We start from the raw sequence: 26,913 nt of genomic DNA, 5'->3' as shown, positions 1-26,913 counted from the left end.
CCTACGAGGGAATGACGAGTAGATTTTCAATCCAAAAAGCTCAGCACTGCGTCAACCGTGGCTTGCGGATCTTCTTCATGGGGTACATGCCCTAGCCCATCAAACACAATCAACTGACTGCCTAGTATCTCTTGATTAAAGCGCTCTCCCTGTTTCAATGGGATAAGCTTGTCCTTGGCTCCCCACAAAATAAGTGTCGGAACCTTTATGTCTGGAATACTGGCCGCTAAAGCCCCTGGCTTTGTTTGTTTGAATCGCTCACTAAGTGCACTTCTATTGCCCTCTCGTAATGACAGCTGATAATACCGCTCGACCAACTCTTGGCTCACGAGATCAGGATTACCATAAACATTCTTTACGCTATTTTCGACTAATGCCTTAGGGATGAAATCTTTTAGTAACACACTGGCGATTGGGTGTTGAGAAATCTTAAAGGCAATTGGCACCGACTCTGACTCATAAGGATAACCACTCGCGTCCACCAGCACCAACTGATGAACACGCGAAGGATGCAGGACGGCTGTTGACCACGCAATATATCCGCCCAAAGAGTTACCCGCTAAAATCGCGTTATCTACACCTAAATGATCCATGACTGTCACGACAAATTCAGCATATCGTTCAATCGTATAATTGTTGTTTGGCTCAGGTCCTGTTAAGCCAAAAGCGGGCAAATCAAAACGAATAACGCGCCTATCCTGAGAAAGCACTTGTGCCCACCCATCCCATGTGTGCAGTGATGCGCTGGTACCATGAATCAATATAATTGGGGCTTTGTCATTTCGAGGCCCTTCATCGCGCAAATGCACTAGCATGCCTGCCAGCTCAATGAATGTAGATGGCGGCTGAGCCCAGCGCTCAGTCAAGTCTGCAAGAGGCCGATCTGGCTCTTTATGCAGATAAACATAAATCCCAAAGCCACAAACTAGGACTATTAAGAAAAGCAAAACACCTTTTAGAGCACGCCACATTGGTCTATTCCTTGTTCATCCAGTTAAAATTTGACATTCTGCCCTAGCGGTTTCTACCTAAACTATCATGGCTACTGACCCAATCGCCCGCAAGCACTGCACTCATCAGCGATAACTCACCGGCTAGCACGGTAGCACCAATTATTTCGGCTAACTTTCTAACCTTACCTTCGCCAGCGCAACCCAGTAATTTTAAACATTCTTGTTGGGTAGGTAAGGCAGTGCCGCCGCCATAAGTCGCGACGATTAATGAGGGGATTGTTATCGATAGATAGTAGTTTCCTTGGTCATCGATATCAGCATAGGTTACTGCCGCTGAAGACTCTGCAACATTAGCCACATCTTGCCCCGTTGCGATGAACGTTGCAGTAATACCATTGGCAGAATGGGCGCCAGTATTTACCGAGCCCGCCATAAAGTTTCCAACCTGCGTAATTGCCCTAGCTTTGTACAATGTCATAGCCGACACACCCATGATTTCTTGAATAAGTTCACTGGGCAGAACGGCTTCAGCAATAACTCTCTTGCCGCGTGTGTTCAGCGTATTGAGTTGCGAATGTTTTTTGTCCGTGTCCATTGCACCCGACAGCATGTAGCGGTCAATTCCGGCATACTGCTTTTTTATCCATTCACAGGCAACATAAGTGGCTTTTCCTACCATATTTTGACCCGCCGCATCACCCGTAGTGAAGTTAAAACGCAAATACCGCATTCGTCCCGCAGCGTATTGTTCAATATTTCGAAGCTTGCCAGATTTTGTCGTCGATTCAGCAACACTTTTTATTGCTTCAACGTTTTCCTCTATCCATACACCGAAGTCTCGTGCTTCTCGTGCATCGTTAAAAATAAAGACTGGCGCTCGCTGCATCGCATCATCGACGACAGTGACCTTTGCGCCACCAGCAGCGCGCAATAAACGCATTCCTCTATTATAACTAGCAACAAGAGTGCCCTCACTTGTTGCCATTGGCACGAAAAACTCTCCCTGTGCATGCTCGCCGTTGACAAACAAGGGACCAGCTAAGCCTATTGGTACTTGCGCAACACCAATAAAGTTTTCGATATTGCCGGCTGTACATTGGGGATCGAAAGAATATTGCCCTATGTGTTCGGTCGACGTACCTGTTTTTTCAAACAAGTAGTCTCGACGCGCTTTCGCCATGTCTGCGGTATAGTCGTTGTCACTGTCTCTTGGGATACGGTTATTCATGAGGGGAAACTCTACTTTTAGCGTGATTCGACGATGTTGTACACGCTAGCCAAAACACGGAATTTACAAATTACACACATACTATTAACAAGATGATGTTAAGTCTATGTATGAACTATTTGTTTTATTTATAGATAGTCTATTCTGCTGACCTTGGTTTCGGGAGGGAAACATCGTGTATTTTAAGACTTCACTGCTGCATCAACCGTCATTGCTGCGAAGGCAGCAATCTAGGTTCCCTCCTGCGAGGGAATGACGAGTGGGTTCCCCTCCCCTGTCATTGCTGCGAAGGCAGCAATCTAGGTTCCCTCCTACAAGGGAATGACGAGTAGGTTCCTCCCCCTGTCATTGCTGCGAAGGCAGCAATCTAGGTTCCCTCCTGCGAGGGAATGACGAGTGGGTTCCCCTCCCCTGTCATTGCTGCGAAGGCAGCAATCTAGGTTCCCTCCTGCGAGGGAATGACGAGTGGGTTCCCCTCCCCTGTCATTGCTGCGAAGGCAGCAATCTAGGTTCCCTCCTACGAGGGAATGACGAGTAGGTTCCTCCCCCTGTCATTGCTGCGAAGGCAGCAATCTAGGTTCCCTCCTACGAGGGAATGACGAGTAGTTCCCTCCTGCGAGGGAATGACGAGTGGGTTCCCCTCCTACGAGGGAATGACGAGCAGGGTTCCCTCCTTCGAGGGAATGACGAGTAGGTTTGCTACTGCGATTGCAATACCTTTTTGAAAAATTCGCCTTGTTCAGTAGGAGTAAAGTCCCAGTCATGAATCATCGTAGGTGACCATTCCGGGTCAAATACCCATGCTACCCAGGAGATATTGCGTTGGTCCATGAACTCAATGATCATGGGCCCATAACTACCATCATTAATGACTGGAATATGGGCGCCTACACCATCCTTTCTTACCCAGCCCAACTCAGTGACAATAATCGGATATGTCGCCGCAACCTTACCCCACGCGTCATCCCACAGCCTAAAAAAGTTTTCTTTGTTGGCTACACTGGGGCTTTCCTTCTGCGGATATGGATGCGAAGCATAAGCAACTCCGGGGCGTGCAATAGGATTATCAAGTACTGGTCTTAAGTCATAGGCCCAATTGAAACCTGCAACCAATGGAATGACATTACGATCATGTGCATAAATCACATCAATCACTTTTTCATTGAAGGCTTTCCATTCCATCCAATCTGCTTTACCTGCTTTGCCACCAATATCAGTTGGTTCGTTAAAAATTTCATAAACGGCAACGGTCGGAATATTGGTGTAACGCTTCGCAATAGTTTGCCAAAATTGCATCGTTTCCTGCTCTGTCGTGACATACATCGGATGCTGAAAAAGGCCGTCGGGTAGGTAACCGATTGAGTGCCAATCTATGATCAAATAAATATCGTATGCATTCGCCCACACTACTGCTTGGTCAATTAGTTGTAGGTACTCACTTTCACCTGTAGCTCTCCATCCTATTGGGTGTATAGGTAAACGAATAACATTCACACCCCAATCTTTCAGTTCTTTGAACAGTGACTTCTTCCATTGAGATTGATGCACTAGTTTGTCGGGTGAAGCGATATTCATTCCTTTAAACAAAAAAGCATCGCCCTTGTCATCCACTAGTTTATTTCCTTTGACCTTAATGAAGGATTGAGGTTTTAGCTGGCTGGCGTCAAAACCAGCTGGGTAAGGAATATTCCACCAATCTTTCTGACCGGCAGAGACGTTTCCCGCCATCAATAAAAAAGCGAAGGTAATAGTGAAAAAGCGTTTACTAGACTCTTTTATATTCTTCATTTTTTATTTCCTCTATGCTTTTTCCAAGGTCAATTCAACTTTATGCGAAGCATTGAATCGCTCAAAGTTAATCGTGTTACCAATTTGCACTTCACCGTCCACAGTTAGTTTGTAAATACCTGTAGACAATCCTTTTGGATTGCTCAGGGTAATATCATACTGCGCACCACGGTATTCTCGGTGAATCTTCACTTCTGGCCATGATTTCGGTAAACAAGGTGACAACGACAATCCATCGTAGTCTGGCTGAATACCCAAAATATAGTGTGAAGCAGCGTAATAGCACCACGCTGCAGTACCGGTTAACCAAGAGTTCTTTGCTTGCCCTGGCGTTGCCGCATCTCGCCCAGCAACCATTTGACTGTAAACATATGGCTCGCTCTTACGCAGATCTTGTATGTCTTGCAAAAACGACGGCGTTATACGTGTAAAATAGTCGTAACTTTTATCACCATTGCCCAACATCGCTTCAGCAATCACAATCCAAGGATTATTGTGACAGAAGATCCCCGCGTTTTCTTTGTAGCCAGGTGGATAAGAGCTAATTTCACCCAAGTATTTATCATATTCTGAATAAGCTGGCTGTTGCAGCATCACGCCATGCTCTGTTGCCAAGTGCTTCTCTACAGAGCGCAATGCTTTGGCGGCTTTTCCATCGTCCAAGCCAATTCCCGCCATCACACAGAAACCTTGGGACTCTATAAATATTTTACCTTCCTCATTCTCATGGCTCCCCACTTTATCTCCTAAGGCATTGTATGCTCTTAGGAACCAATCGCCATCCCAGCCATGTTCATTTACTGCTTGAATCATAGCGTCGACATGCAACTGGCAATCAGCGGCCAATTCATCTTTATTTAGCTGCTTACACAGGGCAATAAACTCTTGCCCGTAAGCGACAAATTGACCAGCTATCATGAGTGACTCAGCGATATCGGATTTACCACGTTGCGTCGTTTGAAAAGACTCATTTGGGTCAGTAGAAAAGCAATTTAGATTAAGACAATCGTTCCAATCAGCACGCCCTATCAAAGGCAGCTTGTGTGGCCCTAAATTATTGATGACATGATCAAATGCTCGTTTTAGATGCTCAAAATGTGGGGCTTTCGTTGTATCGTCATTGTCAAAAGGAACTTGCTCATCAAGGATGCTAAAGTCGCCCGTTTCTTTAATGTAGTTGCATGTCGAGAATACCATCCACATGGGATCATCATTGAAGTTGCCACCAATAGCGCTGTTGCCTTTTTTCGTTAGAGGTTGATATTGGTGATAAGCCGAACCATCCGCTTTTTGTGTCGCAGATAAGTCTAAAATCCTCTCTCTAACCTTTTCAGGCACCATATGTGCAAAGCCGATAGTGTCTTGATTAGAATCTCTAAAACCCATTCCTCGACCAATGCCTGACTCATAAAAGGAGGCACTACGGGACAGATTAAAAGTGACCATGTTCTGGTATTGATTCCAGATATTTAAAGCCCTGTTGAAACGGTCATCAGGCGTTGAAACATGGCACTTGTTTAGCAAGGTATGCCAATAGGTATGTAGCTCATCCAGTGCAGAATTCACTTTTTCAGTAGTATCAAACTTGGCTATCAATGCCTGCGCTGGCTGTTTATTAATAATCCCCTTTGATTCCCACTTCTCCGCTGGTGCAACTTCGACATAACCGAGAACAAACATCAGTTCACGTGTTTCACCCGGAGCCAGCTTCATATTGATGTGGTGGCTAGCAATAGGTGACCACCCATGCGCTACCGAGTTTGTAGACTGCCCATTGGTAACCGCTAAGGGTTTGTGCACACCGCGATAAGGCCCTAAAAATGATTCACGATCAGTATCGTAGCCAGTGATTGACTGGTTAACGTGGAAGAATGAATAGTGGTTTCGACGTTCACGGTACTCTGTCTTATGAAACAAAGTGCTCCCTTCCACCTCAACTTCGCCTGTAGATAGGTTACGCTGAAAATTCGCGCCATCATCCTCAGCATTCCACAAACACCACTCAAGATAAGAGAACAAGCTTAACTCCTTGCTTGAAGTCCCTTCATTAGTGACAGTCAATTTATGTACTTCTGCCGTTTCACCTAAAGGCACAAAGCAAGTAAGCTCGGAACTAATGCCGCCTTTTCTCGATAGAAAGCGACTGTAGCCCATGCCATGGCGGCATTCAAAGCTATCTAATTCAGTTTCAACTGGACGGCCTGAGGCAGACCACATGTCGTCATCCGTTTTTAAGTAATAGTACCGACCACCTGTATCGACTGGCACATTATTGTAACGATAGCGCGTTAAACGGCGAAACTTCGGATCGCGATAGAAGCAATACCCACCCGCAGTATTGGAAATCAAACCATGAAAGCCATCATTGCCTAAGTAGTTGATCCACGGTGTGGGTGTAAAAGGACTCGTGATAACGTATTCATAGTTGGCATCGTCAAAGTGCCCATAGCTTTTGTTTTTTATACTCATAATGCATCAGTTCTTAGTTTATCGTACCAGTTCTTCTTCAAAACTAAGGCACTAATCAACAGGATAGCCATTGTCGTCGCCATCGATTGCCATTCTTTAATGACAATGAAAATAGGCAGTGCGACTAAGCATGTTTGCGTTATTACACCTACAACGATGTTTTGCATATCTCGTTTAAAGTGCGGGTTGGGTTTGAAATTTGGATCGTCTCTTAAGACATCAGCTTTTACCGGCCCCCAGAAGCCCCAAGGATTGACCGTTCTGTAAAAGCGTTTGAGTACCTCTCTGTCATCCTCTTGCGTGTACAAACTGGTGACTACACAGATAATGCCAGAAGTAATTAAAATTAATGGGAATACGGTTAGCGGTACGATATCACCAGCAACATCTGGGAAAATACTTTTGAAAATGGGCGGGAACAATAATGCACCAACAATGCCTGACAACATACCGTAGAAATAGCCCTGTCCATTTAGACGCCACCAATACCATTTCAAGACATTAGAAATAACGTAGCCACCCCAAAGACCGGATACTAACCACTGCAAAACGCTATTGATACTTTGCACATACAAGCCAATGACGGTGCTGATAAGAACAACAGATACCGACACAATATAGCTAGCTCTTATTAAGGTTTTATTTGAAGCGCTAGGATTGATATAACGTAGATAAATGTCATTCACGAGATAAGCCGGTGCAGCATTCACAGTCGAGGCGAACGTCGACATAAAAGCAGCGATGAGCCCAGCCAGTAGAATTCCCATAATGCCAACCGGTGCGAATTCTAAAATAGCGCTGGGCAGAATATTCTCAAAATCGAGTTTGCCACCAGAAATCAGGTCAAGCTGATCGTAAAACACAATGGCTAATACAGTGAACCCGGCAATCATGAAGTAGCGAATTGGCATCAATACTATAGATACAAAACCACTCATTAAGGCGCCTTCACGAGGAGACTTTGTCGCTAAGATCTTCTGCATGTCATAGTTCGGTGCGGGTCCGGCAGCGCTCACCAGTACGCCCTTGAAAACCATCATCATGACGAAGATGCTGAACAACGAGTAGCCATCTGACAGGATTTTGTCGTTAACTTCGTCGATCTTGCCTGACCAATCGACATCAAGCGTCCAACCAAAGAATGGATTGGCCCACCCCTCTGGTACCGCAGCTTGTAACATTTCTGGCGTAATTTGCACCATGGCAATAATGCCAATAGCGAGTGCTGCGAAGGTCATGATGGTGAACTGCAAAACATCGGCCCACACAATACTCATCATGCCACCTAACATGACATATAAAGTCGCAATCGAGGTGAATAGAATGCCGTAGAAATAAGGCACATTCTGGGCGGCTAGTTCAAATGGTAAGAAAGGAGAAACGGATTCCCATGGAACAAATATTTCGATAAATTTACCAATACCTACAAACCCATAAGCAAGAAAGCCGAGTACCCCAATGATCGCGAAAAGCACCACGACTAAATGAGCTAACTTGCCGCCCTGTCCATCGCCAAAGCGTGTTCTCATCCATTCCGCACCAGTTAATACGTTAGAGCGACGCAGCCATAAAGACAAATAGACCATCAAAAAGACTTGGTTAAATACTGGCCACAACCACGGGATCCAAATGCTTTTCATACCGTAGACGAAACAAAGTGTGACTAACCACATCGTCCCAGATATATCAAACATGCCACTGGCATTGGATAAGCCCAACATATACCAAGGAAGTTTCTTACCCCCTTGGTAATAGGCCTGCATGTCCTTTGAAGCCCGCTTTTTCAAAACAAAACCAATTGCGACAATCGCAATGAGGTAAGCTAGAACGATAGAGATATCAATAATCGAAATTTTCATTCATTTTCACTACTTTCACAGAAAACTATAGTCATTCGCCAATTGTGATGATTCGATATTGACGACAAGCTGGCGGATCAATGAACAAAAAACGGATAAAATATTAATTACCTAGCTACAGGTTTACTCGCAAGCCTATTGTTTTTTATTCTTTTTTTCGTATCCAGCTTATGTTTTTTCATTAATAAGTTAAATCAACATTAGTAATGCTGAGCAAACGATAAATGATTATGTAATCGTTTACAATTCAAAAATAACAATTTGTTTACTTTTACATCACTAAATAGGATTTATTTTCTCTATTAGTTTCAAGCACTTCGAATATCGACATTATTATCAACGCCATATATCACATGACTTGAGAATGAAATAAGCAAACTGTAAACCGGAGTATACAACACTTAAACAGCAAAAAGAAAGCGCTTACATAACTCATTAACAAACTGTTGACAATTTCACAAAACGACATTATGTTACGAACATGTTGGAATTTTTAACATGTGTTTACAGTCGTTTTCTCCAACATAACAAACAGATTGCGCTTTTTTTTAGATGCAAATGAAAACGATTACATGACATTTCGAGCAATAATTTCAAGTTTGGACACACAACTGATTAGATTTGAATGGTTTGAAGTGAAAACCGATAATAAGTCGTGATGGTAGAAGATGACCATCAAAACGCGACCAAAAGACTAGGATTAGACTGATGTCAAAGAGCAATAAGAAACACAACAAGGGTTTAAATACATTATTTAAATACTCCCTACTCGCCTCCGCCGTTATAGGCGTAACGTCTGCTCCGGTATATGCTCAAGAGAAAGCGACCGAAGACGAAGACGATGTAGTAGAAGTTATCGATGTACGTGGCGTGCGTGGAAACTTAATAAAAGCACAGGATATGCGTCGTGAAGGTGAGACTTTACTCGATGCCTTGTCTGCTTCTGATATCGGTGTACTTCCTGACCGCAGTGTCTTGGAAGCGATATCTCGTGTACCGGGTGTATCCATTGGTCGCTTCGCCGCGCCAAATGACCCAGACCACTTTGGTACAGAAGGCAGTGGCCTAGTTGTTCGTGGTTTGACACAAGTGCGCAGCGAATTTAACGGTCGTGACACGTTTACGGCAAACTCTGGTCGGTCCTTAAGTTTTGAAGATGTACCACCAGAACTTATTGGTTCAGTAGAAGTATTCAAGAACCAAACGGCAGATATGGTTGAAGGCGGTATCGCAGGTACCGTTAATTTAAACACGAAAAAGCCATTCGATTCTGGCGAGAGAATCATTGCGTTTTCAGCAGATGCTACCTATGCAGACTTTATAGAAGAAACAACACCGTCCTTCTCTTTCTTATATAGCGACGTATTTGAATCCGACGCGGGACGTTTTGGTTTGTTGTTGAATGCTTCAACGTCTGAGTTAAAAGCACAATCAGATGCCACACAAGTTGGTCAATTCACGGAGCAAAATGCGCAAGTCGATGGGCAAACTGTATTCGTACCTAGGTCTGGTCGTTTTGCTCGTAAGCAAGATGACAGAGAGCGCCAAGGTTTTGCTGCAGTGCTTCAATATGAAAACACAGAAAGAACATTAGAAGTCACCGCAGAGTTTATTCGCTCTGACGCAAACCTAGCATGGACTGAAAACGCGGTTGAATTCGGCGATGATGACCGTATCGGTGATTTGGTGCCTGCAGAAGGCACACAGTATGAATTTGATGACCAAGGTTACTTCCAGAATGGCGTCATTAGCTCAACAGCGGGTTGGCGTGGTCCAGACGAATACGCTGATAGAGCACCAGGAGGAGTTTTCGGTAACTTACACTCTATGGTTTCAAGGGCACGTGAAGACGATAGTTCAGTTCAAGATATCAGCTTTAACGTCAAGTATACGCCAAATGATACTTGGGCCTTCAATTTTGATGTTCAACGCGTTGATGCCGATACGCAAATTCAAGATTTTCAAGTTCAAGGTGGTACACGAGCCGCGGTTTCTCTTGACCTAACACAAGGCAGCACACCTAGAATTGGCTTATTTAATCCTGCCTACACTGCAGATAATCCAGGTCCAGATGGGGACCACTTCACAAACCCAAATAGAACGTTTTGGCGCTCGGCGATGGACCATGTTTCAGATAATGAAGGTCAATCGACAGCATACCGCTTTGATGCTAAATACACCTTAGATAGTGGCTTCATTACTGCCATTACGACCGGCGTACGTTATTCAGATCGTGACCAAACTACGCGTGAGTCTACATATAATTGGGGTAACCTTTCTACACCATGGGCTGGTGGCGGTATTACTTGGTTTGATGATCCTGCAACCCAAAGCTTGCCCACTGACTTAGTGAGTTTTGATAACTTTGGTAAAGGCGGCGTGCTAGATATAGAAGGCGGCAATACGATTTTGTTCCCTGGTATCGAGTTAGCGAAGAACTACAGAGATGCAGTCAATCCTGACAGTCCATTCAATATTTTAGCGGCGCAAGCGCTACCCGGCGGGTGGGCTCCATTAAGTGCACGAGGTAATGTTATCCCGGGTACAGATTTCACGCCTGGCGAAATAAACGAAACCAGCGAAACATCGACTGCACTTTACGCAAAAGCAAATTTTGATGGCGAATTAGGCGATATGGATTACCAAGGTAACTTTGGTTTACGTTATGTAAAACTAGAAAATGATACTTTTGGTTCGGTTATCTATCCAGACAACCTAATAGATGGTCCAGAAGATTTAGATAATTTCCTTCCTGCAGATCAAGCCGCTTTTGGTAATGATACGAGTGTTCCTAGTACCGTAAGTGACGACTACACTAATGTCTTACCTAGTTTTAATATTAAGCTGAATTTAAACGAAGACATGTTGGTGCGTGTCGGCATTTCAGAAGCGATTGCCTTGCCGCAGCTAGGCTTGCTGAGAAACTATGTCAACATTCAGGGCGTGGATCGCACGACCGTAACAGAGCCAGATCCGAATGGCGGTGAGCCGATTCCAGTGCTATCAACAATTGGTCGTTATATTGCGAACTCTGGTAATCCGAACTTGAAGCCAATGGAGTCGTATAACTTTGATGTTACCTTCGAGTGGTACTTTGCTGAAGCGGGTTCACTAACAACCTCACTATTCTACAAAGACCTTAAGAACTACTTCATTAATGATGCGCGCCCTAGAGAGTTTACTAACAATGGCTCCACACAAACAGTCCTTGTTTCTGGCGCATATAATGGTGACGAAGGGAAAATTCAAGGATTTGAAGTTGCGTACCAGCAGTTTTTTGATTTCCTACCAGAAGGCTTTGATGGTTTAGGTGCACAGTTCAACTACACCTACGTTGATGAAGAGGGCTCGCCGAACGCGAACTTATCGCCAGATGCACCGGGAGATGCAGCTCAAAACGTACAAGCGTTTGAAAACTTGCCTTTAGAGGGCTTATCCAAGCACACGATGAACATCACAGCCTTATACGAGAAAGATAAAATTAACGCTCGTTTGGCGTATAACTGGCGTTCTGAGTACTTGTTAACCACGAGGGACGTTATTACTGCCTTACCTATTTTTAGTGAAGGCGCGGGTTACCTTGATGCATCTATTTTCTATCAAGCAACCGATAACATTCAAGTGGGCTTCCAAGCGACTAATATCACCGATACAGAAAGCGTGACTCAGATGCAGGTAACACCTGAGGGTGACCGTCGTACTAGAGGGGTGTTCGTTAACGATAGCCGTTACAGCTTCATTGTGAGAGGTAACTTCTAAAATTTGTGTCCCAGATAGAATAGTAATTTCTATCATTGTAATTTGCCGGCACCTTAATGTGCCGGCAATTACTTTTTTAAATAGTCGTAGTCTGTTATAAAAACATCAGATCTTATTTTTGAGTGTTATTCCTTTGTCCAATACTGCAACACATCCAATTAAAAACATCGTCATCCTAGGCGGAGGCACTGCCGGATGGATGACAGCTGCAGCTTTATCAAAACTACTAATACCTCACTATACCGTTACGCTTATTGAATCTGAACAAATAGGCACTGTGGGCGTGGGTGAAGCGACATTACCGCACTTACGTTTCTTCAATCAGCGTTTGGGTATCAACGAGCAAGAGTTTATGCGCGAAACTGGTGCTACCTATAAAGTGGGTATAGAGTTCGCTAACTGGGGCCAACAAGGTCAAGCTTATATTCACCCTTTTGGAGACTATGGACACAAAATTCAGAACATCGGTTTTCATCACTTTTGGTTAAAAGAATACTTGTCAGGCCGAGCACATAGTATCGACGACTATTCTCTGCCCGTTGTTGCCAGCTTGGCTGAAAAGTTTCAGTTCCCCAGCCAAGACTTTAATCATGTCAGTTCTACATTTTCTTATGCTTACCATATTGACGCTGGCCGCTACGCTCGGTTTTTACGAAAGTTCTCCGAAAATCTGGGCGCTAAGCGTATAGAAGGAAAAATCATCGATGTCGTTCAACGCGCTAGCGACGGCAGTATCACCAGCCTAATCTGTGAGAACGGACAACGTATTGAAGGCGAATTGTTCATTGACTGCTCAGGCTTTAGAGGCCGTTTAATTGAGCAAGTTTTGCATGCAGGATACGAGGACTGGTCGCACTGGCTTCCCTGCAATCGAGCCGTCGCCGTTGCTTGTGAGCAAAACTCCGCACCTTTACCTTATACGAAAGCCATTGCCAGAGACGCAGGTTGGCAATGGTGTATTCCCTTACAACATCGTTTAGGTAACGGTCACGTATACTGCGATAGTTTTGTAAACCAAGATCAAGCCCTCGATACTTTGCTACAGAATTTAAGCGGCAAACCAATCACAGAGCCAAATCATTTACGTTTCGTTACTGGCAAACGCAAAAAAGCGTGGTCACACAACTGCGTGTCGATTGGCCTATCGAGTGGATTCTTAGAGCCATTAGAATCCACAAGCATATTCTTGATTCAAGCTAACATAATGAAGTTGCTCGAACTCATGCCAAGGTCTTCTCAAATGGCAGCGAACCGAGATGAGTTCAATCGCACATTCGACAATGAAATGAATCGTATTAGAGACTTTCTGATTCTTCATTATCATGCTACCCATCGCGAGGACACTGAATTTTGGCGGTACTGCAAACACATGTCGATACCGCACAGTCTGGAACAAAAAATGGCTTTATTTAAAGAAACTGGGGTAATCGAAACCTATCAGCACGGCCTTTTCTTAGAGCCAAGTTGGGTAGCTGTTTATTTGGGTCAAAAGTATTTTCCGAAACGCTACGACCCAAGAGTAGATAATGTGCCCGAGAACACGGTGAGCCAATTACTCGAAACCATTCGAAACGAAGTGAGTGACTACAGCGACTCAATGCAAAGCCACGAAAATGCAATACAACAACTACTGCAGCAAACGTCAACTAGAGTCGAAACTCAAGGTAATAACCTCTATGGCAATAGGCGAGCTGTATGAGTTTACAAAATATCGCCATCGTCACCGACACTCATACCGCTCTCAACGGACTGATCACCGCCCTCACTTTGCAAGATAAGCTCGCGAGTTTGGACTGTGCTTTGAGCGTTTATATTGAGCAAGCTCCAGAGTCAAAATCAGAGTACAAAAACCAACATTATTGGTACCTAGTTGAACAAGATCTCATTCGCATTTTCAAGACACTTGGGCTATCAGAAGACGCGCTAGTAAAGCATTGTGACGGTAATATTCACTTTGGCGAGATGCACAAGACAGTTCAAGCAGACAAAGTTAATTTGACGCAAAAATTCAATAGCCGGGCCCCCTTAGGCGTCAGCATATCTGGTGTTGAGTTTCATCATTTACTAGTCCAAAGCCAACAAAAAGAACAGACTATTGATGAGAGCCTAGTGAGTTATTCATTAGTTGGTCAATTGTATGCCCAAAATCGTTTTATGCCACCTAGTCATGACAAACGCAGCATTGCCTCCAGTGTTGAGTACGGTATTGTAGTCAATGCTAAGAAGCTTCAAGAGCAGTTGACTTACCTCTGCGATAAACTGGGAATTAGCACGCACCAATCAACGGATCTGAAACTAATAAAACAAAGCGAAGTCACCCCCACATATAGCGAACAAGCGCTCGGCAAAGTTAACTTTATAGCGCTTGGTAGCGATGGCTCAGCCGAGCACTTTCCCGTGGATTTCGTATTCGACACTCGCTTTAACATGGCCGACTCGACAAAGGATAAGCTTAGTCAACTGACTTGGACGGGTGAGATTGAATGCAAAATCAAAGGTCAGGAAAGCGACGGATGTCAGCATGATATTATTAAGCTTAACAATGGCCTAGCTCAATTAATACAAGTTAATAAGCAACTCACGATTGAGCTTACCTTACGCGGCACAGAGCAAAAGATAAAAGACGCTAGCCTGGCCGAAATTAATACATATTTAGCCAACACTTACTCACTCAACACAGAGAGTATGAGGTGGCAAAGCACGACTAAAACCCAAAATATGCAATGCGAGAGACTTTGGAGCACCAACACCATTGATTTAGCGAGCGTGACAGCTACCCTCAATTATTTACCGATGCGCCGCACAGCAATTAGTGACATCATTGACTTATGGTTGCAGTTTTATCCGGCAAAATTTGAGGAAGCTAGCGAAACCTATCCAATTTTGAGCGCTACGTTTAACCAACTCGCCCTGAAATATCAGCGAAATTTAGGTGATTTTGAAAGCTTGTTGTTACTCCCCCATGCTGAGAATACCTCGAAAGGCGATGGCGAATATTCAAAATGCTACTCTCCAAGCTTATTGGCAAGAATCAATCTATTTGAACATACCGGTACAGACTACCTAACTGAGCAAGACTGCATTGCTCCACATGCTTGGCGAAACTTAGCATTAGCAATGTCATATTGGCCTAAAAACTACGACCCGGTTACGAATAATATTCCGAATGTCCCGAATATCATCAGCAATATGGTGCAACAAATTAAAGCAGCGTCGAAGCAGGCCCCGAGTCTCAGTCAATTTCTCAGCAGCGTCGCTAAAGCAAGTTAATTAGGATAATAATAAAAATGAATTCATCACAAAACAACATTCAAAATGTCGTTATTCTAGGCGGAGGTTCGGCAGGCTGGATGACAGCCGCAGCGCTATCAAAAGTCTTTAACAGCGATAAATGTAATATCACCTTAATTGAATCCGAATCTGTCGGAACGGTTTCTGTGGGTGAAGCCACCATTCCGCAAATATCCCTATTTAATACCTTGCTTGGCATAGACGAAAATAAGTTTGTAAAATTTACTAAAGGTACATTCAAGTTAGGTATCGAATTCGCTAATTGGAAAAAGAAAGGCCATTCCTACATGCACCCCTTTGGTACATATGGTACCAACATGGATGCCATCCAATTCCATCACTATTGGCTAAAAATGTATTTACAAGACAAGGCCCCAGACTTGTCGGCCTATTCATTGCTTTGCAATGCAGCTTACAAAGGTAAATTTAATCGCTCTCAAGCGATTAAAAACAGTCCACTTTCCAATATTGCCTATGCCTTTCATTTTGACGCTACCTTATACGCTAAGTATCTGCGAAGCTTCTCTGAAGAACGCGGAGTGACACGCATTGAAGGCAAAGTAAAGGATGTGTTTACGCGCAGTAGTAATGGTTTTATAGACTCCTTGTTGCTTGAAGATGGTCAACGCATTGAGGGGGATTTATTCATTGATTGCTCTGGCTTTAAAGGCTTGTTAATTGAACAAACCCTAAAGACTGGCTTCGAAGATTGGAGTGAATGGCTTCCGTGTGATCGCGCAGTTGCTATGCAATGCATGCCAAAGGACGAAGTCAAACCCTACACTAAGTCGACCGCGCAAGATGCCGGTTGGACATGGCGGATCCCATTACAACATAGAATTGGCAACGGTTACGTTTACCCCAGTCAATATGTTAGCGATGAAGAAGCACTAGAAACACTGCGCGGGCAAATGGAAAGCGAGCCCATTACTGAACCCAACTTTCTGCGTTGGCAAACAGGTCGTCGTAACAAAATGTGGAATAAAAATGTTGTCGCCATTGGCTTATCCGCCGGCTTTATTGAGCCATTAGAATCCACAGGCTTGCATTTAATACAAACAGCAATTTCGCGTCTTATGGGCTTTTTCCCGCACAGAGGCTTTAACCAAATTGATATTGACCACTTTAATGAACAGTCAAAATTGGAAATGGAACAAATACGCGACTTTATTATCTTGCACTACAAACTCACCGAGCGCGAAGATACGCCGTTTTGGGAGTATTGTAAAAACATGCCAGTGCCGAAAAATCTGGAAGACAAAATGGCCCTATATGAATCAAATGGGCGCATTTTCCGCTACGAAACAGAACTATTCGATGAAACATCATGGTTGGCGGTGATGCATGGACAGGGGTTGAGGCCAGAAGGCTATCACCCGATTGTAGATAACCTGCCAGAGGAAGAAGTATCTCGGCGCCTGCAGCACATACAATCGGTGATAGATAAATCGGTTGATACCTTACCGACACAAGATGAATTTATCGCTAAATTCTGTGCGGCAACACCCGACTAATTTACTTACTATAAACTGGCGTGCTTGTCTTTTTCGATAGACTCATCGAGCACGCTCAATAGGTCTGCACGCGCTTTTAACTTAGTATTTACGTGGGCTTTCATATTTAGTTTTGTTAATGACTGCGCAACAAAATTTACCGTAGCTTCAAACTCACTAGCTGGCACAACTTTATCTAAGAAGCCTGCCGTAACGGCATCTTCCGGCCCAACCATTTCAGCCAAATTAACGCTTCGATTAAAATAAACAGGCGCTAAACGACCTCTTGCGATTTCAATACCTGCATGGTGCATACTCATGCCGATTGCCACTTCGTTCAAACCAATTTTAAAATCGCCTTGTACGCCAATTCTATAGTCAACTGATAAGAGCAGAAATGCGCCTTTTGCTACTGCATGTCCTGGACAGGCTGCAACAACTGGAAAAGGAAAGGACAGAAGGCGTCGAGATAAGGTAGACCCCTTCTCAACCAAAGCCATTGCTTTGGCCATACTTTCTTTCATGACTTTAAGATCGTAACCACCAGACAACATGCCAGCTTGTCCAGTTAATACAACGACCGCTTTCGCAGCTTCAGCTTGGTCTAGCGCAGCATTTAGCTCATCAATCACTTGATGAGATATGGCGTTCACTTTGCCATTTTGAATACGAATGGTAGCGACATTATTCTCAATGCTGCAATTTACAACTTCACTCACGGCTTTCTCCTAAGACAATTTTCTTAGGTATATTGAAAACCTTTAGTCACTAAAAAGCGAGTCTTTTTTAGAAGTGCGCAGTCTATCCACCTGCTGGTGTCGTTCCCCCAGATGCAGGACTGGCTGGCACTTGGTTTGGCGTTGCTGGTGTTTCAGTGTTTTCTGATTGCTCTTCAGCCGGCGCTTCGCCTCGGCTTCTGTCGTTTACGTGGTCTTCTTTTGACATGAGAATTCTCCAAATAATTAAGTTTTGTTTGTGCAATAAACAGGTAAATGCGCTAACGCGACTACTCTGATCTAAGTGCAATTCCCCATAGTTAAAGCCACACTGTGGTGATAAGTCTGCAATGTATACTTCTCGCTAAGCGTTCTCACTTGTACTATATTTGTACAGACAATACAAACAACTATTTTACATTGAGGCTGCAAACCCGGAATGACCGACATAGGAAGCAAGCCCCCAATAGGGAAATCAATAAGACTATTTGCGAACACTTTTTACTATGTATCCTTGGCAATTATAGTGTTGTTTATATTCATAGGCGCAATTGGTACTGCCAGCTTAAATAAAAAAGAAAATGCAGGCATCCAACAGTACGGTGCCTCTATTTTCAAATATCCCTTCATTAATCGTTATGCATTGTTTTCTCATGAAGGCTCGAGTTTGTACCAGCAGGGTTTCGACCATAGCCGCTTGTTTAAGATAAATGCTTGCGATGTTTCTCAATTTAATAGCGTTAAAGCGCTATTTTCCTGCGCCAAAATAGCAGAAACAAAAAATTCAGAACAAGGTGGTTCTAAAGTAGAAAGTGCACAAACCTTAAGCTTATCGCTAGAGCGATATGATCAGCTTAAAACGTATACTGTCGCGAAGTTACCTGCAATAAAACAAGGTGAATCAAACGACAAGACGGTCAAACAGAACGATAAAAAAGGTATGCAGCATAATGTGCCTTATATTTTACTCGATACTTTTCTACTTGGCGTATGTTTAGCGCTTTCCTTACTCTTATTCAATAAAGCACGCCACTTCCTATCGGGCTATCTTATTAGCCTAACGCTATTACTTGCTGCTGGTGAAAGTAAGTTTTTTTATATTGGTTCCAATGCCATTGATGCAGGTCTATTTGAAACATTACGCATCAGTATTGCTTTACTCATAGGCCCTATTGGACTTTATTGTTTTCCTCAAGCGGATCATCAAGATGTTTGGCGTAAGCCTCAATTTTATGGCGTCATGTTCTGCGCGTTACTTATGTTGGTCAGTTTTCAATTAATCAATGTTGACTGGTATCCGAAGGCTTTTACTGTTTATCTAGCGAGTATCTCGCTATCGCTGTTTGTGCTTGTACTGCACTTTATATTTAAGTTTCGAAAAGTACTCAACACAAAAGAACGTAAGCAAGTACTTACAATGGTGTATTGCCTTAGTATTGGATTATTACTCTACTTCCCTCTGATGACTTGGGGAGGAAAATACGGGGTATTGGCCGGTCGTTATATTATCGTGCTGAGTATTGGTTTGGGTATTTTCTTTGCTTTAATGCGTTACGGCCTTTGGCAGGTCAATTCCTTGATTTCCAAGTCTGCTACCTTGAGCTTGCTTTCGATCCTCGCATTTTCAGCTTGGGCGGGTTTAGACCAAGGCATGCAGGTGTTACTGAATCAGACCCTTGGTTTGAGTAATAAAACCTTTTCAGCATTTGTTGCCGCTGCGATAAGTTCATTATTCGCGATTCCAGCCTATCAATATATCTCCAAGTCCTGCGATGCCTTTTTTAACAAAGATCTGCACATGCTTAAGCGCTTTCTTTCCAAAGATATTTTGGTACTTGCTGAAACGCAAAAACTGCAGGTCTTCGTCACTCAATTGGGTACGCGTTTGTTGGAACTCAGCGGCGCCCACAAAATAGAACTGAGCTTTATTGATCACAATCGTTTATCGGAACCTGTCAGCTTCAACAGCAGTAAAGAAGACAAAACTGCAGATTACTTTACCAAAGATGAAGTGTTCGAATATGAACTCACTGGACTTTTATCTTTGGCATTTACACTGCATTTTATTGATAGGCGCATTAACAATGAAATTAAACATGAATTAAATGAAGGAACTGACGAAATTGCTCGTGCGTTAGCATCTTGTACACGTTGGAATCACCTAGAGGCCTTGTAGTCAGGCTCAAATTTAAATTCAGTGACCTTCTTACCAAAAGCTGTTAGCTTGAATAAAAAATAAGCAGTATTGAAAATAACAATAATAGGAACATCCTGTGTCTACTAATACTGAAATCAATCAAACAACGAGCAATCCCTCCATAAAACTAGTCACCGTGCATGGCACGGGAGCTGGTGATGTTACCAGCTCTGGCGATAAATGGTGGCAGTTAGGCAGCGTTTTCATGGGTAAACTACAACAAGGTCTAGAGCTCGAACCAGATCAAGTCGACATTGTCCCTTTTCAATGGGAAGACGGTCCGAATAGCGAAGAAAAGCGGCGTGCAGCAGGATGCTCGTTGGCGAAGCTATTGCTTAGTTACGACGCTGCACAACAAGACTACTATTTAGTTGGGCATAGCCACGGTGGCTCCGTCATATACAATGCACTCTTAAAATCAGTCGCTGATAATACTCCTTTCGAGAGGCTTAAGCTTTGGTGTACTGTTGGTACTCCTTTCCTAGATTACCGCCCCAATACCTTTCTATTTCAGCGTTTACGCAGTTTGGGTTTAACTATTTGTACCACTGGCATTGTCTTATTCATACTCGGTTTATGGATTGCTGCAATCGGCTTCTTCGGTGACCAACTTGATGAGACAGTACTTGATATGGGGTATGCAATGATGTTGTATGGCCTGATCAATTATGGGGCTTTATGGCTGTATGAGCATCGTAAAAAAAGTTGGTTCACACTGAAGCAAAAGAGGCAAACCGAGGAGCAATACGGTGAAAGATGGTGCGGCCTCTGGCACAAAGAAGACGAGGCAATCAGCGCACTGAGTAACATCCGACAAATCAATGCACCAATCGTACCGAATAACTTTCTAGCCCCCATTGTGTCCAGCTTACAGTTTGTCGCGGTGATTTTTGTGGGTCTCTACTTCGCCATAGATATTGCGTTTCATGATAGTAAAGAAATACTCGGAATTGCCCACTTTTTCTTGGAAGACATGGAAGAGGAAGGCTTTGGTGTTGGCTTTTTCACTTGGATGATGTTGGTCATGATTCTGGCTTTCTGCATTCCGATTATTTGGATATTCACCAAAATACTCAGCTTTCTTGCAGGCATTGTTGGGCGACCTTTGTCATCTTTGCTGAACAATATCGTTTGGACGTCAATTAAACAGCGAGCATGGGGAGATGATCTATTGAAAGAAGACGTGTATGCGGTAGGTTCACACCCCCCTTTATTCAAACATCAATGTGACTTTTTAAGCGAAAACATCGCCGCCCCCCTGCGCAAGCATAGCGAAAAGAATGCCATTAAGACCTTACATAAGGTCAGAGTCGTGTTGGGCATGTCGGAACAAGCGGGAGGAAGCCCCGATATTCGCAGCGAACTGAGCGAAAGCCTAAACTGGCAGGAACTGATACACACCTCATATTTCGATGTGCCTGAGTTTATAGATTTACTGACGAGTAGTTTGCGGGATAGTGGCTTGAGTAATAAGAATCCAAACAAGGACTAAGGCGTTGAGCACTTAGTCCTTTGGCTTATCTTCGTCACTTGCCTTTGATACCTTTGCCTCTTTCGGTTTTTCGAGGGCTTTTCTCTCATTTTGCGCTTCTTCTTCAGCTTCATCTCTTGCATCACAAGTCACAGTGATGCTGTAAGTAAATACGGCGCCCAGCAGTACCACAATCCAGCTCAGATAGACCCAAACAAACAATATTGGCACAACCGCAAGCGCACCATAAATCACTTGATAGGATGGGAAACTAGTTACGTAAGCGGCAAAGCCTTTCTTCGAAAGCTCAAACAACACAGTTGCCAGAATTGCACCACATAATGCATATTTTGCGCGTACTGGACGATTAGGCACAATCATGTACAAAATCAAGAATGCACCGATTGCAGCGAAGCTTGGTACTAATTTTAGGAAAAAGGTACCTAAACCTGGGGTATATTCTTCCGCAAACGCCGCCAACCCAGCTAGATATGAGCTTACAACAATACTCGAGCCAATTAACAATGGGCCTAAGGTAATAACCATCCAATATATTGCGAAGGTATAAATTAGCGGGCGTTGGACTTGCGTGCGCCAGATGTGATTAAAGGTTTTATCAATATTCGAAATGAGTAAAAGCGCCACCACCAAAAGTGAAATAATACTCACAGCACCCATGCTAGAGGCGTTAGACACAAAATCACCCATGTAATCTTGCACCACATCACCGGCAGTGGGCACAAAGTTATTAAAAATGAAGTTCTCTAGTTGTTCACGCACATCTTCAAATGCAGGGAAAGCTGACATGATCATAAAGAAGACCATAATGACAGGCACTAATGAAAGCAAAGAAACGTAGGCTAAATGCCCTGCTGAAACGGTGATACGCTCACTACGGATATGGTCAACAAACGCTTTGCCAATATTAATTAGCAAAGGTTGATAGTAACTTACTTTTTTATTTACGTAGTCAGGTAGATTCAAGGTAGCGCAACTCAATGATGACAATGGACGTTAGACCTGCAGTTTACAGTGTTCCATCGCAAACTTAAACTACAGGTGTACCGTAAACTTCAAGGGCTAAGGCCCCACTCAAGCCTAATCAGGAAATAACACTGCCTATTTCGAATGGCTACGCAATCCTAGCATATGACATATTGCGTAACTGAGTTCACTGCGATTCAGAGTATAAAAGTGAAAGTGCTTCACCCCTTCTTTAGCTAACACCTTGACCATATCCATGGCTATGTTGGCACCAAGTAGGTTACGAGTTGCTTGATCGTCATCATCTAAACCTTCATACATTTTATGCAACCAATTTGGTACATGCACATTTGTAAAGCCAGCAAAGCGCTGAAGAGTTTGATAGTTAGTCACGGGCAGAATACCGGGTACGATATCCAAGTCGATACCAGCAGCCGCGGCGCGGTCCCGAAAACGCAAGAACACACTGGTGTCGAAAAAGAATTGGGTGATTGCTTCATTCGCACCCGCTTCAGCTTTGCGTTTTAGATTCAATAGATCAAATTGAGCATTAGGTGCTTCTGGATGCTTTTCTGGATAAGCCGCGACCGAAATATCAAAATCTGCCACGTCCTTTAAAAGCGCGACTAAGTCTGAAGCGTACATATCAGTTTTATCCACACCTTGAGGTAAGTCTCCGCGCAAGGCAACGATGCGCTTGATGCCTGAGTCCCAGTAGTCCTTTGCAATTTGCTTTAACTCGCTAGGTGAGGCATCAACACATGTAAGGTGTGGTGCTGTTGGCACGCCTGTTTCGTTGTTAATACGCTTAACAACAGAATGAGTGCGATCACGTTCACCGCTATTCGCCCCATAGGTTACCGACATATATTTGGGTTTAAGAGGTGCTAATCGCTCAACAGATTTCCAAAGGGTATTTTCCATCGCCGCAGAATTTGGCGGAAAAAACTCAAAAGACACCTCGATATCTCTCAATTCAGATAGAGATTGATTCAGTGCATCAATACCCTGTGCGTAGGAAACCATGTTACTTGCTCACTTATAGACGTTTAGACGTCTAAATTACGTTTTATACACCTAGACGTCAAGAAGTTTACACTTCTAGATTGATATTTTTTCTATTCCAGTTAGAATTTTCATATAAGTAAAACCATTAAGGATTCACATGGCAGAGTGGAACGGTAAATATATACATCCATACGCAGAACACGGAAAGAAGAACGAACAGGTAAAAAAAGTGACCGTATCGATTCCTATCAACGTGCTGCAAGTACTTACCGATGAGCGCACGCGCCGTCAAGTAAACAACCTTCGTCATGCAACCAACTCCGAATTGCTATGCGAAGCTTTCTTGCATGCGTTTACTGGGCAACCTTTACCCGACGACGCTGATCTAAAAAAGGACAATCCTCACCGTATTCCTGCTTCTGCCCGTGAAATCATGGAAAAAATGGGGCTCGATATCGATGCTGCTGAAGCTGAATAAGCTCAGTTAGCCTTTTATACCTGCAATAAATTCGTCAGATTGTTTAATTGCTGTATTCATTTCAGCAATTAAGCTTGTCACATCTTGCTTAATATTATTAAACTCGCCTTGCAATGCACCAATCGCGTTTGCATTCAGATTGTGTTTTAAGGCTAGGACATTGTCTTGTAGTGCAATCAATACGGGATCTATACTTTTTTCTACCTTGCGCATGGAGCGCAGTAATGAATCGTATTTTCGTTTTGTTTCATTGAGTTTACGTTTGCTGTCACGCTTCAAGGTCGCACTGTTAATTAAATCTATTTCGTCTTCCCACTCTTCAAACAAAGCAGTGGCTACATCTTCAACTTTAATAATTCTCGCGGTGACCGCAGCTGCGCTGTCTTTGCTTGCACCCAATTGATCACTTAAATTTTTGTAGACGCTTTCTAACTCACCGCCATCGAAGTTAATTAACGCGCTAAACTCTTCTAAGGCTGAGGAAAACTGTTCCTGAGCTTCTTTTTGTGAATCTTGAGCGTCTTCCACTCTATCTACTAATAAATCTCGCTTTTCTACACCTAGCTTTTCCCACATGCCATAGTAAGCATTGTCTACTACCGACTGGCAAGCGCTTAAGCTTAATACCAAAACAAACATCATTGTAAGTATACGAAACATAATTCTTCCTTTCTGATTAAGACTGAAAATATAATTTTATTACCTTATCAATGCCTTAGGTATGTTCATCCTTACTTTTTCCCAAAATACCGTCAGCAATGATCTGCTAAGCAAAATAATGAGTTATAATACCACAAATCAAATGTTACATTTGTAAATAGCTTGTATCTGTCGCGTAAACGACACTTGTATTAGTTTAACAATAGTATTGAGTAGTATGAACGGACTCTTCCATACAAATAGCGCATATCAAACAGGCTTTATGTCTGTTTCTCATGGGCACGAGATATACGTTGAACAAAGCGGCAACCCCGACGGTATCCCTCTCGTTTACCTTCACGGCGGACCAGGCGCCGGCTTAGGTCGCAATTACCAATGGCCTTTTGATCCTATCAAATATCGTATTATCGGCATTGATCAGCGGGGCTGCGGGCGTTCAACTCCCTTTGGCGATACACAACACAATACCACGCAGCTATTACTCGACGATGTTGAATTTGTAAGAGAGTCTTTAGGCATTCAGAAGTGGGTGGTATTTGGCGGTTCATGGGGTTCAACACTTGCCTTAATGTACGGCATTATGCATCCGGAAAATTGTCTCTCTTTAGTATTACGCGGTGTATTTTTAGCTCGAGAAGAAGATTTTGATTGGTTCCTTAGACCGAACGGTTGTGCAGCGCAAATCTACCCAGAAGCATATAAAAACTTTTCATCTCATATAAAAGACTTATCTTCATCAAGCGCGGTGTGCGAACAATTCATTGAACTATTTAAACATTCTGATAAAAGCGTGAGCTTTCCTGCACTCAAGTCTTGGTATGATTGGGAAGGTTATATCTCACGACTGGTGGCCCCCAGTGTAATGGCCAGTGACCTGAGTGCGGATGCCCAAGTGAAAAGCCTTGCTCTTCTAGAGTGTCATTACCTTTTGAACAAGTGCTTTATTGATGAGAACTTTATCCTCAACAATATCGATGCATTGAAAGGAACACCTTGTCATATCGTGCATGGCCGATATGACATGGTCTGCAAATTAGAGGCTGCGTACTCTGTTCAACAAGCCTTACCTTTGTCCACATTGAAAATTGTCAACAATGCCGGACACAGTATGTCTGAAATCGGCATTGCTAACGAACTCACACGGATTATGAATAACATGTTTGAGTTGGGTGCGATCCGTTGAAAGGATTGATTCAACGAGTAACACAGGCATCAGTGACAGTCGGCAGTGAAGTCGTTGGCTCGATTGACACTGGTCTGTTGTTATTTTTAGGCGTAGAACAAGGCGATTCAAGCGAGCAAATTCAAAAAATGGCTCGTAAAGTACACAACTATCGTATATTTCCTGACGAAAACGGTAAAATGAATCGAAGCCTCATTGATGTTCATGGCCAGCTATTAGTGGTTTCTCAATTCACTCTAGTCGCAGATACCTTAAAAGGTAACCGCCCCGGATTTTCACGCGGAGCAAGCCCCCAGCAGGGAGAGCTAATCTACCAAGCGTTTATTGAACACGTTAATGCTCAATACAAAATATGTGAAACCGGGCGATTTGGCGCAGACATGCAGGTCGCTCTAGTAAACGATGGACCAGTTACTTTTCATTTATCATGCTAATATAGTGTGTTGCACACATGGACGCAAAGAGGATTAGCAGTGTTTACCATCGCCACACCAAAAACCGAAAAAGAATTAGAAGATTATTTCCACTTTCGATGGCAATGGTTGCGAGAGCCATGGGGTTATCCTATTGGTTCCGAAAAAGACGAGTATGAAACTGTCAGTGAGCACCGTGTCATCTTAAACCCTTCAGGTGAGATCGTTGCTTGTGGAAGAATACATCTAAATACTTCAGAAGAAGCACAAATACGCCATATTGCAGTGGATAAACGATATCGTCGCAAAGGCGTCGGTCAAATCATATTGTCTGCCTTAGAATCCGTTGCTAGGGACTTAGGTGCCGAAAGAGCTGTAACCAATTCACGAGAAACATCCATGTCATTTTTCTCGGCCTGTGGTTTCCAAATCGAAAAAGAAGCGCCAAACGAACTCGGCAAACTTAAACGCACGCACATGTTCAAGCTGCTTGTTGATAACAATGTGCTGGTTCTGCATCCCAAGTGGTGCCAAGAGCTTCAGAGCACCTGGCACGAACAAATCCCGATCACTGAACATATGGGCATTAAGCTATACCAATACACTGAAAGAACAATTGAAACGCGTGCATCGCTGAACAAAAACATCAATCTGCACGGTTCCATGTTTGCCGGCAGTATCTTTTCTCAAGCCACACTTACAGGTTGGGGTATGATATTTTTACAGCTTAAACAAAAAGGTTTGGTTGGTGAAATTGTCTTAGGCGATGGTAATATACATTATCACAAGCCAATAACCATGAAGCCAAGAGCAGTGTGCAATATTGAATCGGTAAAGGCTCGCTTTGACCTATTAACGGCGGGTAAGAAATGCCCAATCGATTTGAAAGTTGAATTGCATGACGGTGACACAGCGGTCGCTGAATTTATCGGTAAATATTGGGTACTACCGCCACAAGATTAA

General features: G+C 43.4%; 20 protein-coding genes. 10 read left to right on the top strand and 10 right to left on the bottom strand.

The features are described from left to right. Positions 1–26: 26 nt before the first annotated feature. The 5 genes from RM544_RS07720 to RM544_RS07700 form a co-directional block, all read right to left on the bottom strand. Entirely contained in the window at positions 27–971 is a 945-nt protein-coding gene (locus RM544_RS07720; RefSeq protein ID WP_311361184.1) for an alpha/beta fold hydrolase, read from the bottom strand. Positions 972–1,014: 43 nt separating this feature from the next. Then, positions 1,015–2,181 (bottom strand): hydroxymethylglutaryl-CoA reductase, encoded by a 1,167-nt coding sequence (locus RM544_RS07715; RefSeq protein WP_311361183.1) that lies wholly within the window; start codon positions 2,179–2,181, stop codon positions 1,015–1,017. Positions 2,182–2,880: 699 nt separating this feature from the next. Beyond that, positions 2,881–3,969, bottom strand: coding sequence for a glycoside hydrolase family 5 protein (locus RM544_RS07710; protein ID WP_311361182.1), 1,089 nt, complete (start codon positions 3,967–3,969; stop codon positions 2,881–2,883). Between the two features lie 12 nt (positions 3,970–3,981). After that, positions 3,982–6,438 carry a glycoside hydrolase family 94 protein gene (locus RM544_RS07705; protein ID WP_311361181.1) on the bottom strand — a complete coding sequence of 819 codons (2,457 nt, stop codon included), beginning with the start codon at positions 6,436–6,438 and terminating at the stop codon, positions 3,982–3,984. Further along, complete coding sequence (locus RM544_RS07700; protein WP_311361180.1) at positions 6,435–8,297, bottom strand: sodium:solute symporter family protein; 1,863 nt, start codon at positions 8,295–8,297, stop codon at positions 6,435–6,437. The genes RM544_RS07705 and RM544_RS07700 overlap by 4 nt, the downstream gene beginning before the upstream one ends. A gap of 708 nt (positions 8,298–9,005) precedes the next feature. Here RM544_RS07700 and RM544_RS07695 point away from each other — a divergent pair. From RM544_RS07695 to RM544_RS07680, 4 genes are all read left to right on the top strand, one after another. Continuing rightward, the gene (locus RM544_RS07695; RefSeq protein WP_311361179.1) at positions 9,006–12,056 is read left to right on the top strand and encodes a TonB-dependent receptor; all 3,051 of its coding nucleotides are present in this window, start codon (positions 9,006–9,008) and stop codon (positions 12,054–12,056) included. A 118-nt stretch (positions 12,057–12,174) separates the two neighbouring features. Then, positions 12,175–13,755: a tryptophan halogenase family protein gene (locus tag RM544_RS07690; protein WP_311361178.1), complete on the top strand. Its 1,581-nt coding sequence runs from the start codon at positions 12,175–12,177 to the stop codon at positions 13,753–13,755. Continuing rightward, positions 13,752–15,326: a tryptophan 7-halogenase gene (locus tag RM544_RS07685; RefSeq protein ID WP_311361177.1), complete on the top strand. Its 1,575-nt coding sequence runs from the start codon at positions 13,752–13,754 to the stop codon at positions 15,324–15,326. Before RM544_RS07690 ends, RM544_RS07685 begins: the two co-directional genes overlap by 4 nt. A 17-nt stretch (positions 15,327–15,343) precedes the next feature. Beyond that, positions 15,344–16,861, top strand: a complete 1,518-nt coding sequence (locus RM544_RS07680; RefSeq protein WP_311361176.1) for a tryptophan halogenase family protein — start codon at positions 15,344–15,346, stop codon at positions 16,859–16,861. Between the two features lie 8 nt (positions 16,862–16,869). Here the strand turns inward: RM544_RS07680 and RM544_RS07675 are convergent, their stop codons facing one another. Together RM544_RS07675 and RM544_RS07670 are read right to left on the bottom strand one after the other, a co-directional pair. Continuing rightward, the gene (locus tag RM544_RS07675) at positions 16,870–17,559 is read right to left on the bottom strand and encodes a crotonase/enoyl-CoA hydratase family protein (protein ID WP_311361175.1); all 690 of its coding nucleotides are present in this window, start codon (positions 17,557–17,559) and stop codon (positions 16,870–16,872) included. Between the two features lie 82 nt (positions 17,560–17,641). Next, positions 17,642–17,785 carry a hypothetical protein gene (locus tag RM544_RS07670; RefSeq protein ID WP_311361174.1) on the bottom strand — a complete coding sequence of 48 codons (144 nt, stop codon included), beginning with the start codon at positions 17,783–17,785 and terminating at the stop codon, positions 17,642–17,644. Positions 17,786–18,082: 297 nt separating this feature from the next. Between RM544_RS07670 and RM544_RS07665 the strand changes: the two genes are divergently transcribed. Together RM544_RS07665 and RM544_RS07660 are read left to right on the top strand one after the other, a co-directional pair. Beyond that, positions 18,083–19,732: a hypothetical protein gene (locus RM544_RS07665; RefSeq protein WP_311361173.1), complete on the top strand. Its 1,650-nt coding sequence runs from the start codon at positions 18,083–18,085 to the stop codon at positions 19,730–19,732. 97 nt (positions 19,733–19,829) lie between these two features. Next, entirely contained in the window at positions 19,830–21,245 is a 1,416-nt protein-coding gene (locus RM544_RS07660) for a hypothetical protein (RefSeq protein ID WP_311361172.1), read from the top strand. A gap of 12 nt (positions 21,246–21,257) precedes the next feature. Here the strand turns inward: RM544_RS07660 and RM544_RS07655 are convergent, their stop codons facing one another. Continuing rightward, entirely contained in the window at positions 21,258–22,223 is a 966-nt protein-coding gene (locus tag RM544_RS07655) for a virulence factor BrkB family protein (protein WP_409220077.1), read from the bottom strand. A 120-nt stretch (positions 22,224–22,343) separates the two neighbouring features. Then, positions 22,344–23,234 (bottom strand): methylenetetrahydrofolate reductase, encoded by an 891-nt coding sequence (metF, locus tag RM544_RS07650; RefSeq protein ID WP_311361171.1) that lies wholly within the window; start codon positions 23,232–23,234, stop codon positions 22,344–22,346. Positions 23,235–23,373: 139 nt separating this feature from the next. Here metF and metJ point away from each other — a divergent pair, with 139 nt between their 5' ends. Continuing rightward, a complete protein-coding gene (gene metJ, locus RM544_RS07645) occupies positions 23,374–23,694 on the top strand; it encodes a met regulon transcriptional regulator MetJ (RefSeq protein WP_311361170.1) in 321 nt (106 codons plus the stop codon). Between the two features lie 6 nt (positions 23,695–23,700). On the opposite strand, the gene RM544_RS07640 is transcribed toward metJ, so the two are convergent. Beyond that, a complete protein-coding gene (locus RM544_RS07640; RefSeq protein ID WP_311361169.1) occupies positions 23,701–24,354 on the bottom strand; it encodes a DUF2959 domain-containing protein in 654 nt (217 codons plus the stop codon). Positions 24,355–24,571: 217 nt separating this feature from the next. Between RM544_RS07640 and pip the strand changes: the two genes are divergently transcribed. From pip to RM544_RS07625, 3 genes are read left to right on the top strand one after another with little or no spacing between them, the layout of a single operon-like run. Beyond that, positions 24,572–25,537, top strand: coding sequence for a prolyl aminopeptidase (gene pip / locus RM544_RS07635; RefSeq protein ID WP_311361168.1), 966 nt, complete (start codon positions 24,572–24,574; stop codon positions 25,535–25,537). Continuing rightward, entirely contained in the window at positions 25,534–25,971 is a 438-nt protein-coding gene (gene dtd / locus RM544_RS07630) for a D-aminoacyl-tRNA deacylase (protein WP_311361167.1), read from the top strand. Before pip ends, dtd begins: the two co-directional genes overlap by 4 nt. A gap of 39 nt (positions 25,972–26,010) precedes the next feature. Beyond that, positions 26,011–26,913 (top strand): bifunctional GNAT family N-acetyltransferase/hotdog fold thioesterase, encoded by a 903-nt coding sequence (locus tag RM544_RS07625; protein ID WP_311361166.1) that lies wholly within the window; start codon positions 26,011–26,013, stop codon positions 26,911–26,913.

Origin of the sequence: Brumicola blandensis, assembly GCF_031846165.1 — a bacterium.
Lineage (GTDB): Bacteria > Pseudomonadota > Gammaproteobacteria > Enterobacterales > Alteromonadaceae > Glaciecola > Glaciecola blandensis.
Note: the sequence above shows the minus strand (reverse complement) of the source record. Positions and strands in the feature narration are given on the sequence as shown.

Coding starts and splice junctions, on each gene's coding strand:
- RM544_RS07720 (WP_311361184.1), bottom strand. CDS start 971: ATGTGGCGTGCTCTAAAAGGTGTTTTGCTTTTCTTAATAGTCCTAGTT.
- RM544_RS07715 (WP_311361183.1), bottom strand. CDS start 2,181: ATGAATAACCGTATCCCAAGAGACAGTGACAACGACTATACCGCAGAC.
- RM544_RS07710 (WP_311361182.1), bottom strand. CDS start 3,969: ATGAAGAATATAAAAGAGTCTAGTAAACGCTTTTTCACTATTACCTTC.
- RM544_RS07705 (WP_311361181.1), bottom strand. CDS start 6,438: ATGAGTATAAAAAACAAAAGCTATGGGCACTTTGACGATGCCAACTAT.
- RM544_RS07700 (WP_311361180.1), bottom strand. CDS start 8,297: ATGAAAATTTCGATTATTGATATCTCTATCGTTCTAGCTTACCTCATT.
- RM544_RS07695 (WP_311361179.1), top strand. CDS start 9,006: ATGTCAAAGAGCAATAAGAAACACAACAAGGGTTTAAATACATTATTT.
- RM544_RS07685 (WP_311361177.1), top strand. CDS start 13,752: ATGAGTTTACAAAATATCGCCATCGTCACCGACACTCATACCGCTCTC.
- RM544_RS07680 (WP_311361176.1), top strand. CDS start 15,344: ATGAATTCATCACAAAACAACATTCAAAATGTCGTTATTCTAGGCGGA.
- RM544_RS07670 (WP_311361174.1), bottom strand. CDS start 17,785: ATGTCAAAAGAAGACCACGTAAACGACAGAAGCCGAGGCGAAGCGCCG.
- metF (WP_311361171.1), bottom strand. CDS start 23,234: ATGGTTTCCTACGCACAGGGTATTGATGCACTGAATCAATCTCTATCT.
- metJ (WP_311361170.1), top strand. CDS start 23,374: ATGGCAGAGTGGAACGGTAAATATATACATCCATACGCAGAACACGGA.
- RM544_RS07640 (WP_311361169.1), bottom strand. CDS start 24,354: ATGTTTCGTATACTTACAATGATGTTTGTTTTGGTATTAAGCTTAAGC.
- pip (WP_311361168.1), top strand. CDS start 24,572: ATGAACGGACTCTTCCATACAAATAGCGCATATCAAACAGGCTTTATG.